Here is a 13327-nt window from a genome sequence, read left to right on the forward strand (position 1 = left end):
CGCATGACGCCGGGGCCGCCCGCCGGGCCATGCCTGGCGACCATTTACGCTGCACCGCACAAACCGCTGACAGGACGATGACAGCTACGGCGACCCAGACTGCGGCCGCGCACCGTCCGGTGCCCACGATTGCCGCGCGCCTGGCGCGCACCTGGGAGGGTTTGTGGAATTCACGTTTGCCTGGCGGCGTCCTGCCGCCATGATGGCGCTGGCTGCCCTGTCGGCGCCGGCCTTCGCTGCCGAAGACGACCGCCCGGTCACGGCCACTCTCGGTGGCCGCCTGCACCTGGACTTCGCCACCTTCGACAACGACAACCGCGGCACCCCGAACAAGGACGACACCGAAATCCGCCGTGCGTGGGTTGACGTGTCCGGCAAGTTCTTCGTGGTCGACTACAAGCTGGAAGCCGATTTCTCCGGCGACCGCGTCGAGGCCAAGGACGTGTACCTGGCGCGCAGCTTCGGCAAGGCCGGCAAGCTCACCGTCGGCCAGTTCAAGCAGTACTTCTCGCTGGATGACCGTACCAGCTCCAACTACGGCAGCTTCCTGGAGCGCGGCAACGCCGGCACCACGCTGGCGCCGCTGTACCGCCTGGGTGCGTCCTGGCAGGCCAATCCCGGTGACTTCACCTGGGCGGCCAGCCTCTACAGCCTGGAGAGCATCGACGCCTGGCAGGTGAAGGGTCGCGCTGCCGGTGGCCGCGTCACCTGGGCGCCCTCGCCCAGTGATGGCGACGTGTTGCACCTGGGCCTGTCGCTGGCCCGCGAGGCCTACGACAATCCCGGCGCCAACGGCGTGCCCGGCCTGCGTATCCGCCCGCGCCCGGCCGGCCATCTGTCCGACAACAGCCGCCTGACCCTGGTCGACTTCTCCGCCGGCCGCGATACCGACGTCAACAAGTGGTCGCTGGAATACGCGCAGGTGCGCGGCCCGCTGTCGTGGCAGGGCGAGTTCAGTGGCGCCACCTTCGACGACGGCGCCCAGCGTGGCGATGTAATGGCGGCCTACGGCATGCTCAGCTGGTTCGTCACCGGCGAAAGCCGTGCCTACGACCGCAAGACCGGCCGCTTCGCGCGGGTGAAGGACATCCGCCACAAGGCCGGGGCCTTCGAAGTGGCGCTGCGCTACGACCAGATGTGGGGCGCGCAGCATCTCGACGGTGCGCCGGACCTGCGTCGCGGCAGCACCGAAGCCTGGACGCTGGGTGGCAACTGGTACCTGCGCGACAACCTGCGCTTCATGCTCAACGTGATCGAAAGCCGCAACCGTGATCGCCTGGCCGGGGTGACGGTGGACCGCACGCGCGCGGTCACCGGCCGCCTGCAGTACGACTTCTAGGCCCGACATTCCGGGCATTCCGCCCGGGCCCCTTCCACTCCCCACGTCCTGTTTTCGCAAGGAGTCCGCAGATGATGCTGAGCATCCTCGGCTTTGGCATGGTCATTACGTTCATGTACTTGATCATGAGCAAGCGCCTGTCGCCGCTCGTCGCCCTGATTACCATCCCCATCCTGTTCGCGCTGATCGGTGGCTTCGGCGCCGGCATCGACGAGATGATGCTGGAGGGCATCAAGAAGATCGCGCCGACCGGCGTGATGCTGATGTTCGCCATCCTCTACTTCGGGGTGATGATCGACGCCGGCCTGTTCGATCCGCTGGTGCGGGTGATCCTGCGCTTCGTCAAGGGCGACCCGATGAAGATCGTGCTTGGCACCGCGGTGCTGGCGATGCTGATCTCGCTCGATGGCGATGGCTCGACCACCTACATGATCACCGTCTCGGCGATGCTGCCGCTGTACCAGCGGTTGGGCATGAACGCGCTGAACATGACCTGCGTGACCATCCTTGCCGGCGGCGTGATGAACCTGACCCCGTGGGGCGGCCCGACCGCACGCGCGGCCACCGCGCTGCACGTGGACCCGGCCGACGTGTTCGTGCCGCTGATCCCGTCGATGGTGATCGCCTGTGCCGGCGTGCTGCTGCTGGCCTGGTACCTGGGCCTGAAGGAACGCCGTCGCCTCGGCGTGGTGACCCTGCCCAAGGGCGGCAGCTGGATGGACAACAGCGTGTCCGATGACAGCAACCCGCTGCCGACTGTGGAAGACGCCGAGGACATCAAGCGTCCGAAGCTGCTGTGGGTGAACCTTGCGCTGACCGTGGCGCTGATGACCGCGCTGATCATTGGCGTGCTGCCGATGCCGGTGCTGTTCATGGTCGGCTTCGCCATCGCCCTGGTCATCAACTATCCGAACCTGGCCGAGCAGCGCCGCCGCGTGGTCAACCACGCCGGCAACGTGCTGTCGGTGGTGTCACTGATCTTCGCCGCAGGCATTTTCACCGGCATCCTCAACAACACCGGCATGGTGGAGGCGATGTCGCACAGCTTCCTGGCCGTGATTCCGGAATCGTGGGGCCCGTACCTGGCGGTGATCACGGCGGTGGCGTCGATGCCGTTCACCTTCTTCATGTCCAACGACGCGTTCTACTTCGGCGTGCTGCCAATCCTGTCCGAGGCCGCCGGCAATTACGGCATCACCCCGGTGGAAATGGCGCGCGCCTCGCTGGCCGGCCAGCCGGTGCACCTGCTCAGCCCGCTGGTGCCGTCCACCTACCTGCTGGTGGGCCTGGCCAAGGTCGAATTCGCCGACCACCAGAAGTTCACCCTGAAGTGGGCCATCGCCATCTCGATGCTGCTGATGATCGGCAGCCTGCTGTTCGGCCTGTATCCCCTTGCCGCCTGACCCTTTGCCAAGGAGCCTTCTGCAATGACGCTTCGAATCGCTTACGTCACCAGTGGAATGGGCAGTGTCGGCACTGCCATCTGCCAGAGCCTGGCCCGCAGCGGCCACACCGTGGTTGCCGGCTGCGCGCCGAACTCGCCGCGCAAGGCCAACTGGCTGCGCGAGCAGCGCGAACAGGGCTTCGACTTCATCGCCTCCGAAGGCAACGCGACCGACTGGGCCTCGACCAGCGCGGCGTTCGCCAAGGTCCGCGCCGAAGTCGGTGAGGTCGATGTACTGGTCAACAACTCCGGCGGCAGCCGCGACCTGCTGTTCCGCCAGATGACGGTGGAGGACTGGAACGCGGTGATCGCCTCCAACCTCAACGCGCTGTTCAACCTCACCAAGCAGGTGGTCGACGGCATGGCCACGCGCGGCTGGGGCCGCATCATCAACATCGGCTCGGTCAGCGCCCACAAGGGCCAGATCGGCCAGGTCAACTACGCCACCGCCAAGGCCGCGATGCATGGCTTCAGCCGTGCACTGGCTGCCGAAGTTGCGTCGCGCGGGGTCACCGTCAACACGCTGTCGCCGGGCTACATCGCCAGCCAGGCGATCAGCAGCTTCCCGCCGGATGTGCTGGACCGGCTGGCCGCCTCGGTGCCGGTGCGCCGCTTGGGTCGGCCGGAGGAAGTAGCTGGCCTGTGTGCGTGGTTGGCGTCGGATGAAGCTTCGTACGTGACCGGCGCCGACTATCCGGTCAACGGTGGCCTGTACATGGGTTGAGCCCGTCTCCACGCAAGGCGTGGAACGCCTCCCCCACGGAGTGCGCGGGGCCGGTGAACCTTCGCTTGCGAGGGGGATCCGGCCCCTTTTTGTTTCCGCATTTTCGGGACGCATTGCCCGATACAACGGCAGAACCGGTGCTATACCTGCCAGCGCTCGCCGAGCCCGATGGATGAACGGCTGGAATCGCGGATCAAGGAGGTTGGCATGCGTGCATTGCTGATTGCGCTTCTCGTGGTCGCCACCCCGCCACTGGCGGCCACCCCACCTGCTGCCACTGCGGAAGAGGCGGATGCAACCTGGCGGCTCGTGGAGCGCTGGTCCTTGCAGCTGTCACGCTCTGACCTTGTCGCGCAGCTATCACCCTTGGCTCCGGCCGGCTCGCGTTCGGAAGCAAGAATGGGCCGGGGCGACAGCGCCACCATCGATCTGGCGCCATTCGCGGTCGCTGGGAGCATCAAGGGGGCCCTCTGGCCAGATCTACACCGACGCGTCGGGGCGAATCATCAAAGGCATTACGCTGCGGCTGAGCGGCGCCTGCATCTCGCGAAAGCAGATGGGTCGTCGCTACCCCGACTTCAATGTCCTTTCCGTGCCGTCAGGGCATAGCCTGGACGAGTCCACGGTGTTCGGCACAGTAGTGAACGGCATCCAGATCGGGTTCTCATTCTCCGAACATGACCCTGACTGCATGGACCAGCTCAAATTGAGCTGGCCTGGGGAGCGCTTCTGATTCCCACCGGCCTACCACCATGACGAACATGTTGCAGGACACGCACCACTGACCTGCATCGTTCGTTGGTTTTTCGTAAAGAAGGTTTCATGTTCCGTTCGCATAGTGGCCATGCACCGCGCACGCGTGCCGGTGACCACCCCCAATGCAACGGACCACCATGCAGACCCGACACCTGACGATCGCCGTGGCGATCGCGCTCTCCGCCGCCGCCAGCGCCCATGCCGCCACCGCTGCCGACACCGGCGCCAGCACCGATGCCGCGCTGAGCGCGCAGACGCTGGACACCGTCTCCGTGATCGGCCAGGGCGAGACCCGCCAGGTGCAGCGCATCACCACCGTCGACAAGCAGGTGCTGCCTCCAGGTACCAGTGGCCAGAAGATCCTCGACCGCCTGCCGGGCGTGTCGGTGCAGTCCAACGATGCCTTCGGCGCGAACGAAGAATCGCAGACCATCAGCCTGCGCGGCTTCGACAAGAGCCGCCTCGGCTATACGCTGGACGGCATCCCGCTGGGCGACAACAGCTACGGCAACTACAACGGCCTGAGCATTGCCCGCGCGATCATTGCCGAGAACCTGGCCGGTGCCGAGCTGTCGCAGGGCATCGGTTCGCTGGGCGTGGCTTCGACCAGCAACCTGGGCGGCACCATCCAGTATTTCTCGATGGACCCGTCCACTGAATTCGGTGGACGTGCCAGCGTCACCGTCGGCGACAACAACCAGCGCCGTGGCTACCTGCGCGTGGATACCGGCGACATCAACGGCTTCTCGGCCTATGTGTCCGGCGTGCACCAGGACCAGGACATGTGGGCCGCGCCCTACCAGAACCAGACCACCCGCCAGTTCAACGCCAAGGCAGTGTGGAATGTCGGCGACCACCGCTTCGGTGCGTTCGTGGCCACCTCGCGCGCCAGCCAGGCCAACTACGCCTACCTGTCCAAGGACATGCTGGCGCGTGGCCTGGGCTGGGATTGGAACATCTACGCGCCGGACTGGGATCGCGCCGTGGCCGCTGCGTACTGCGCGCCGGGCACCTACAACAAGGCACGCTGCAAGTTCAGCGGCGGCGTCAACAGCATCGACGATGCCTACTACCAGAGCCGCGCATTGCGCGACGACAATCTCTATTCGGTCGATGCCGACCTTCGCCTGGGCGAGCAGGGCCGCCTGAAGCTGCTGGCCTACCACCACGAAAACCGTGGCCAGGGCCACTGGTGGGCACCGGGCCAGCCATCCTACCCGGGCACCGACAGGATGCTGCCGATCTCGATCCGCAGCACCAACTACACGATCAACCGCGATGGCCTGACCGCCGCATTGTCGTGGACGGTGGGCATCCACGAACTGGAAGCCGGCCTGTGGTACGAGCAGAACGACCACAACGTCTCGCGCAACTTCTACTACATCAGCGGCCCGTTCCTGGACGACCTGTACCTGAAGAACCCCGACCGCCTGCTGTTCAACCAGGACTTCGACATCCGCACGCGCCAGTTCTACGTGCAGGACCGCATGCGCTTCCTGGACCAACGGCTGACCGTAGACGTGGGCATCAAGAGCCCCAACACCCGCATGCGCGCCACCGCGCAGCCCGGCGTTGAAACCAACATTGCGTCGGGCACACTGACCGCCAAGGAATCGGTGCTGCCGCAGGTAGGCCTGGGCTTCAAGCTCAACGCCAACAACGAGCTGTTCGCCTCCTACGCCGAGAACATCGCCGCCTTCGTCGGCGGTGGCAGCGGCGGCCCGCTGCAGGTGTCGCCGGAATCGTTCGCGGCCAGCGCCGGGCTGGAGCCGGAGAAGTCCAAGAGCCTGGAAGCCGGCTTCCGCACTTTCGGTGAGAAGTACCAGGCCTCGATCGCTGCATACAACGTCAAGTTCGACAACCGCCTGCTGTCGCTGAACCCGTGTTCGAGCATCGAAGTCGGCACGCGCCCGGAGTGCGTGACGCGCTTCATCAACGTCGGTTCGGTGAAGAGCCATGGCGCGGAACTGACCTTCATCCTCAAGCCGATTGATGGCCTGCAGTGGTACAACGCGCTGTCCTGGAACAAGACCACCTACGAGGATGACTACACCTCGGGCGGTGCGATCGTACCGGTGGCCGGCAAGATCACGGTGGATACGCCGCAGCGCATGGCCTCCAGCGAGATCAGCTGGAACCGCGACGGCTTCTTCGCCAGCCTGCGTGCCAAGTACACCGGCAAGCGCTACTACACCTACACCAACGACCAGTCGGTGCCGGGCGTGACCACCTTCGACGCCGGTGCGGGCTACGACTTCGGCCCGGGCCTTGGCCTGCGCAACGTGCGGGTGTCGTTGAACGCGACCAACCTGACCAACAAGCGCTATGCCGGCCAGCTGAGTTCGTTCGCGCCGACCGATCCGAAGGGCACGCGGTATGCGATCCATGCGAGCGCGCCGCGGCAGCTGTTCATGACGGTGGCGGCGGAGTTCTAAGTCAGAAGCGGGCGCTGCGGCGCGTTGATTGTTCCTGCATGGCGTGGGTAGGCAGGCCCATGCAGGACACGCCGTAAACCCGTCCTTGGGGGCTCGATCGGCGCATCCATGCGCCTCACGGTCCTGCATGGGCCTGCCTACCCCCGCTGGACAGTTCCCCGCGCCGGCGCGGAGGCAATGGAAAGCAAGAGCAAAAGCAAAGAGCCGGGCAATGCCCGGCTCTTTGCTTTTCAAGCGCAATCCCTCTGGTGGACCTGCTACCGCGCCCGCAGGAATCTGTCTGGAGGAGGCGGGGCACCCTGGCCAGGACCGTTGGCGCCATGGGCCCGAGGCATGCCTCGGGCGGGTTGGGCAGGACGCCCAACCCCGGTCTTGCCGTGTGCGCAGGACAGCGCACACGAGCAAGGCGCCATCGAGCACCATGGAGGGGCTTTTGCGCGTCCTGGCCAGGGTGCCCCGCCTCCTCCCCACCGATAGCAGGCAGGCGCTGGTGGTTCCGCCAACGCCTTTCATTCCGGCGCCAGCTGGTCCATCCGTATCCGGTTGGCGAACAGCGAGAACGCCAGCATCCCGGCCAGCCCGTTCGCCCGGCTCACCCAATGCGGCAGCCAGCGCGGCGGCTTCAGCACACCCGCTTCGAACAGCGGCGCGAACGCGATCGCATCGGCCAGGCTCATCTTGCCGGCGAACAACCAGCGGCAGACCTGCAGGCGGTCCTCGGCCAGCATGTGGCGGAAGAAGGTATGCACCGACACCAGGCCGCGCAGGTACACCGTGTCCTTGGTGAAGGCCAGGCCGCCACTCGGCGGCACCCCACGGAACACGCGCTGTGCCGACGCAAAGCTCTCTTCGGCGTTCTGCCCGGCATCGCAGAAGTAGCGGAACACCTCGATGAAGTCGGCGCCTTCGCGGGCCATCGCGATCGCTTCGGTGCGCAGACTGATTCGCTTCAGGCGCTCGATGTCGATGCTGCCGGTGATCTGTTCGGCGAAGGTAGCCAGCCCTTCCTGGGTGGCCGTCACCCGCGGCGAGGACAACGCCAGGCTGGGCAGCACCGGTTGTTCGCGGCCATTCAAGGCGGTCAGCGAATGCACCAGCGCTTCGTGGTGGAACAGCTGCGCGCGGTCGTAGGCACTGAAGCGCGCACTGGTGCGCAGGCGGATGCGGGTCGGTCCGGCAGCGGCCTTGGACACCAGCTCTGGATCGAGCTGCACCTGGATGATGCGCGATTCGAAGAACGCATCCAGGTCATTCTGCAGCTGCAGCTGCAGGGCAATGGCCGAGACCGGCACCTGCTCTTCCGGCGCCAGCAGTTCGTGATCGAGTTCGGCAGCAATCTGGATGAAGTGACGCGCCGCTTCGCGCGTGCTCGGGCCATTGCCTGGCAACGGCTGCTCGGGCGCGCCGAACAACTGCACCGAACAGGTATCGACCGCCGCCGTGCCCAACCCTTCCAGCAGCTGCGCGGCCAGGTCCCAGCTCTGTGCCGACTGCCGCACGTAGTGGCCCAGCGGATGAGTGTCATCGCAGTCGGCGGCGATCGCGGCCAGCGCGCGGCGCTCCTCGCTGAAATCCAGCCTCGGGTAGTCCACCTTCGGCAGCACTGGTTGCCCACGTGCCACGCTGTCCAGGAACGGTGCCTGCAGCGTGGCCGGCCAGCTGGTCAGCCCCAGCAGGCGGATGCACCCCACGGCCTCGACCAGGCGCGCATCGAGCGCTGCATGGTGGGCCACGTCACGGTCCAGCGTCGCAGTCAGTTCCATGCGCGGACTATAACGCCCTGCCGTGTCCGGCGCCGTGCGCCGCCGCCCGAGCATCGGCTCGGGCGCTACAGGAAATGACTCCGCCGCGGACCCACTGTAGAGCCGAGCCCACGCTCGGCTGCTGTGCTACCGCCGGCGGTTCTTGCCCGCCGGGCGGAACTGCTGGCCCTTGCCCTTCCTGCCACCACGCTCCTGCGCGGTCTCGGCCTGGCGAACCGCCAGCTTGGCCGCGGCGGCGGCCACTTCTTCCTTCAACTTGAAGTAGTTCAGCAGGCGGCTCTCTTCGATCTCGCCGGCCTCGATCGCGGCACGCACCGCACAGCCCGGTTCCTGCTGGTGCTTGCAGTCGTTGAAACGGCACTGTGCGGCCAACGCTTCGATATCGGCGAAGCCACCTTCCGACAGCGTCTCTTCACCGGTCGGCTTCAGCTCGCGCATGCCGGGGGTGTCGATCAGGCAGGCGCCCGTCGGCAGCGGCATCAGCGCGCGATGGGTGGTGGTGTGTCGTCCGCGCGAATCGTTGGCACGCACCGCGTTGGTCTTCATCCGCTGCTCGCCGAGCAGCGTGTTGGTCAACGTGGACTTGCCGGCACCGGACGAGCCAACCAGCACCACGGTGCGGCCCGGGCCCAGCCACGGTTGCAGCACGGCAACGCTGTCGGCATCCAGGCCATTGATCGCATGCAGCGCGATGCCCTGCATCTCCAGTTCTTCCAGCACCGCCAGCGCGTCCTCGCTGTATTCGGTCTGGTCGGCCTTGGTCAGCACCACCACCGGTTCGGCACCGCCACCGCCGACCAGCAGCAGGTAGCGCTCGATGCGGCGCGGATTGAAGTCGGCATCCAGGCCACAGACGATGAACACCGTGTCGATGTTGGCCGCGATCACCTGCTGGTGGTAATGCTCGCCTGCCGCGCCTCGCTTGATCGCGGAACGACGTGGCAGCAGGGCGACGATGCGGATGCCGTCCAGCAGCACCCAGTCACCCACCGCAGGCCGCTCGTGGCTGGGGAAGCGCGGGCGCTGCCATTCCGGCAGCGACTCGGCCTTGATCGACGCATCCGGGCCATCGGCCACCACGTAGTGGGTGCGGTGCTGCTCGATCACCCGCGCCGGGCGGGCCTGCGGATGCGTGGCCATCGCGGCCTGCCAGTCGGCCTGCTGCGCCGGGCCCGGCCAGGGCCAGCCAATGGTCTGCAGGGCGATGAAATCGGGGGTCTGGGTCATCGCGGCCATTCTACCTGTGCCGACGCCCTGCCAGCCCAGCAATGGCGGGCCCGGAGCCCTTGCCATGCAGTGCAGCAATTCCGGTAGGATGGAAGCCCCATGCCTTTTGACGGCCCATTCCCCATGTCCACCCCTTCGCCCAAGCCCCTGGCCATCCGCGAGCGCCTTTCCGAAGTGCGCTACGAAATCCGCGGAGAACTGGCGCGGCGAGCCCGGGAACTGGAGGCGCAGGGCCGCAAGCTGATCAAGCTCAACATCGGCAACCCGGGCAACTTCGGTTTCCGTGCGCCCGAGCACCTGCAGCGCGCGATTGCCGATGACATGGGCCGTACCGACCCTTACACCCACCAGCAGGGCCTGCCGGTCGCACGCGAAGCCATTGCCGCCGCCTATGCGCGCCGCGGTGCGCCCGATGCGCATCCGGACCGGGTGTTCGTCGGCAACGGCGTGAGCGAACTGATCGATCTGTCGCTGCGGGCGCTGTTGAACCCGGGCGATGAAGTGCTGGTGCCCTCGCCGGACTACCCGCTGTGGTCGGCCGCGGCCATCCTCAACGACGGCCGCCCGGTGTATTACCGCTGCGCGCCGGAAAACGGCTTCCAGCCCGACCCGACCGAGATCGAGACGCTGGTGTCCTCGCGCACCCGCGCCATCGTGCTGATCAACCCGAACAACCCCAGCGGCGCCAGCTACCCGCGCGAACTGCTGGAGCGCGTGGTCGAGATCGCGCGCCGCCACAACCTGTTGCTGCTGGTCGACGAGATCTACGACCAGATCCTGTACGACGACGCGGTGTTCCAGCCGGTCGCGCCGCTGGCCGGCGACCATCCGTGCCTGACCTTCAGCGGCCTGAGCAAGGTGCACCGCGCCTGCGGCTGGCGCGTGGGCTGGGCGCACCTCAGTGGCGATGACGCACGCCTGGGCGATTTCCGCGCCGCGCTGGACCTGCTGAGCGCGCTGCGCCTGTGTGCCAACGTGCCGGGCCAGTACGCCATCGACGCGGCAGTGAACGGCCCGGACACCATTTCCGAGCTGTGCGCCCCCGGCGGCCGTCTGTATGAAACCCGGCGCGCGGTGATCGAGGCCTGCGAGGCCAGCGAACACCTGTCGCTGGTTGCCCCGGCCGGCGCGCTGTACGCGTTCCCGGCCGTGGTCGGTGCCGCCGCCAAGGGCTTCGACGACCACACCTTCGCCCTGGACCTGATGAACAACGAAGGCGTGCTGGTCGTACCGGGCTCAAGCTTCAACGTGCCTTACCGCCATCACTTCCGCGTGACCCTGCTGCCGGAAGCCTCGGTCATGCGCGATGTGTTCGCACGCATCGACCGCGTGCTGGCCCGCCGTGCCGAGGACGCCACCAAGGTCGTGCCGCTGAAGCCGCGCCGTTCGGTGGCCTGAGCCGTGGCGTTGTCCTACCTGGCGCTGGGCGACTCGTACACCATCGGAGAAGCGGTTGCCGTCGAAGGCCGCTGGCCGCACCAGCTTGCCGCCGCCCTGCGTGCGCAGGGCATTGAGCTGTCCGATCCGCAGACCATTGCAACCACCGGCTGGACCACCGACGAACTCGATGCCGGCATCGATGCGGCCGCGCCGCAGGGGCCGTTCGATTTCGTCAGCCTGCTGATCGGCGTCAACAACCAGTACCGCGGGCGTCCGCTGGACGAGTACCGCAGCCAGTTCCGGGCCCTGTTGGAGCGGGCGATCGGCTTCGCCGGCGGTGATGCCGGGCGCGTGCTGGTGCTGTCCTTCCCCGACTGGGGTGCAACCCCGTTTGGTATCGGCAGCGGCCGTGACCTGGCCGCGATCGAGATCGAGACCGACGAGTTCAATGCCGCTGCCGAAGTGATCAGCACCCAGCAGGGCGTGGCCTTCGTCGACATCACCGATATCAGCCGTGACCAGGGCGACAACCCGGCGATGATCGCCGACGACGGCCTGCACCCTTCAGCACGGATGTACGCGCTGTGGAGCGCGCGCGCGCTGCCGGTCGCCGCCCACCTGCTCGGCGGAACGGACTGAGGCGATGGACGGCACGCCACGGAACGGCCCGCCCCTGCCCTGCACTCCCCTGGCCGCACCGCAGGCCCGTGCGATCGCCGAGGCATTCCGCCCCGCGCACGCTTGGGCCAGCCGCCGCGACTACTACTACACCCGCAGCAAGCTGGGCAGCGACCCGCTGTATGACGGCGTGCTGCAGCACCTGCCTGGCGACGGGCAACCCGTGCTGGACCTGGGCTGCGGGCTGGGCCTGTTCGCCCACGTGCTGCGCCAGCGCGGTGGCTCCCAGCCCTACCTGGGCGTGGACGTGGATGCCGGCAAGATCGCCCGCGCTCAGCGTGCCGCCACCGGCCTGCCCGCTGTGCGCTTCGACTGCCAGGACGTGCAGGCGCCGCTGCCGGCGCAGGCCGGGCATGTGCTGCTGCTGGATGTGCTGCAGTACCTGGACGCGGGCCCACAGCAGGCACTGCTGCGTGAGGCCAGTGCACGGGTAGCCCGCGGTGGCCGCCTGCTGCTGCGCACGCCGCTCGCTACCGGCGATGGCCGCGACCGCACTACCCGTGTGGCGGACCGGCTGGCCTGGCTGGTCGGCTGGATGGGCACCCGCCCCCGTCATTACCCGGATCCGCAGGCGCTGCAGGCAACGCTGGTCGAAGCCGGATTACAGGTGACGCCCCCGCGTCCCCTGCATGGGCGCACGCCGTTCAACAGCTGGTTGCTGGTGGCCGAACGCCCCGCGTTGTAGCGCCGAGTGCAGCATGTGCAGGCGCTGCGCTACAGGATGATCGCCAACCCTTGTAGCGCCGAGCCCATGCTCGGCTGCTCTACACCACCAGGGCCCGGCGTTACGGAACCGGCAGCCGCGCCTTCAGCCCCCGCTCGTCCAGCGCCTGCAGCACGCGTTCGATGATCGCCAGGTTGTGGCCGTGGGCGGCCCCCTCATGCAGCAGCACGATGGCGCCCGGGCGCAGGTCCGGCAGCAGCCGCGACAGCACGCCCTCCGGCGTGCAGCCGACACCGTCGTAGCCACGGGCGCTCCAGCCCACGCGCACAAGTCCCAGCGCCTTCAACACCGGCGCCACGAACGGATTGGTCATGCCCACCACCGAGCGGTACCAGCGCACCGGGCGACCGCCCACCGCCTGCAGCGCATGCTGGCAGCCCTCGATCTCGGCACGCATCGCTGCCGGGCCCAGCCGCCAGAAGCGCGCCTGTGGATGACTGTGGCTGTGGTTGCCCAGGTCGTGGCCCCGGCGCAGGATCTCCTGCACCAGCTCCGGCTGCGCCAGCGCCCGCTCGCCGACCAGGAAGAACGTGGCACGTGCCTGGTGGCGATCCAGCAGATCGAGCACGGCCCGGGTCTCCGGGCCGGGACCGTCATCGATGGTCAACCAGACGCTGTTGCCGGCCTCCGGTACCCGGCTCAGCACCGGTGCGTAGAAGTGGCAGTTGGGCAGGAACACCGGCACCAGAAAGAGCGCGTGGCTGGTCACCATCAGCGGCAGGCCCCACCGCCAGCCCGCCAGCGACCAGACCAGGATCACGGCCAGCTGCGACGCCACCAGCCAGGGCAGCCAGCGCCAGGGCCGGGTCGGGATGCGATGCAATGTTCCTGCGTTGCTCATCCCCCATGATGCCATG

The 13327-nt window shown here is 67.4% G+C and carries 10 protein-coding genes; 7 read left to right on the plus strand and 3 right to left on the minus strand.

All coding sequences use genetic code 11. The features are described from left to right. The first annotated feature begins 199 nt into the window (after positions 1 to 199). The 4 genes from G370_RS0119375 to G370_RS0119395 all read left to right on the plus strand — a co-directional run bounded on the left by G370_RS0119375 (position 200) and on the right by G370_RS0119395 (position 6698). A complete protein-coding gene (locus tag G370_RS0119375; protein ID WP_005410980.1) occupies positions 200 to 1339 on the plus strand; it encodes an OprO/OprP family phosphate-selective porin in 1140 nt (379 codons plus the stop codon). 74 nt (positions 1340 to 1413) lie between these two features. Next, positions 1414 to 2742, plus strand: a complete 1329-nt coding sequence (locus G370_RS0119380; RefSeq protein ID WP_005419191.1) for a CitMHS family transporter — start codon at positions 1414 to 1416, stop codon at positions 2740 to 2742. Positions 2743 to 2766: 24 nt separating this feature from the next. Further along, positions 2767 to 3507 (plus strand): acetoacetyl-CoA reductase, encoded by a 741-nt coding sequence (phbB, locus tag G370_RS0119385; RefSeq protein WP_005419193.1) that lies wholly within the window; start codon positions 2767 to 2769, stop codon positions 3505 to 3507. Between the two features lie 893 nt (positions 3508 to 4400). Then, positions 4401 to 6698, plus strand: a complete 2298-nt coding sequence (locus tag G370_RS0119395; protein ID WP_019662069.1) for a TonB-dependent receptor — start codon at positions 4401 to 4403, stop codon at positions 6696 to 6698. Positions 6699 to 7207: 509 nt separating this feature from the next. On the opposite strand, the gene G370_RS0119400 is transcribed toward G370_RS0119395, so the two are convergent. Both G370_RS0119400 and rsgA read right to left on the minus strand, forming a co-directional pair. Further along, positions 7208 to 8461: a flavohemoglobin expression-modulating QEGLA motif protein gene (locus G370_RS0119400; RefSeq protein WP_019662070.1), complete on the minus strand. Its 1254-nt coding sequence runs from the start codon at positions 8459 to 8461 to the stop codon at positions 7208 to 7210. A gap of 126 nt (positions 8462 to 8587) precedes the next feature. After that, positions 8588 to 9697: a ribosome small subunit-dependent GTPase A gene (gene rsgA, locus G370_RS0119405; RefSeq protein WP_019662071.1), complete on the minus strand. Its 1110-nt coding sequence runs from the start codon at positions 9695 to 9697 to the stop codon at positions 8588 to 8590. A 114-nt stretch (positions 9698 to 9811) separates the two neighbouring features. On the opposite strand from rsgA, the gene G370_RS0119410 reads away from it, so the two are divergent. From G370_RS0119410 to G370_RS0119420, 3 genes are read left to right on the plus strand one after another with little or no spacing between them, the layout of a single operon-like run. After that, positions 9812 to 11086: a pyridoxal phosphate-dependent aminotransferase gene (locus tag G370_RS0119410; RefSeq protein ID WP_026347275.1), complete on the plus strand. Its 1275-nt coding sequence runs from the start codon at positions 9812 to 9814 to the stop codon at positions 11084 to 11086. Between the two features lie 3 nt (positions 11087 to 11089). Then, complete coding sequence (locus G370_RS0119415) at positions 11090 to 11707, plus strand: SGNH/GDSL hydrolase family protein (protein ID WP_019662073.1); 618 nt, start codon at positions 11090 to 11092, stop codon at positions 11705 to 11707. Positions 11708 to 11711: 4 nt separating this feature from the next. Then, entirely contained in the window at positions 11712 to 12431 is a 720-nt protein-coding gene (locus G370_RS0119420) for a class I SAM-dependent methyltransferase (RefSeq protein ID WP_019662074.1), read from the plus strand. Between the two features lie 100 nt (positions 12432 to 12531). On the opposite strand, the gene G370_RS0119425 is transcribed toward G370_RS0119420, so the two are convergent. Then, positions 12532 to 13311 carry a polysaccharide deacetylase family protein gene (locus tag G370_RS0119425; protein WP_019662075.1) on the minus strand — a complete coding sequence of 260 codons (780 nt, stop codon included), beginning with the start codon at positions 13309 to 13311 and terminating at the stop codon, positions 12532 to 12534. Positions 13312 to 13327 lie beyond the last annotated feature (16 nt).

Source organism: Stenotrophomonas hibiscicola ATCC 19867 (assembly GCF_000382065.1).
GTDB lineage: Bacteria > Pseudomonadota > Gammaproteobacteria > Xanthomonadales > Xanthomonadaceae > Stenotrophomonas > Stenotrophomonas hibiscicola.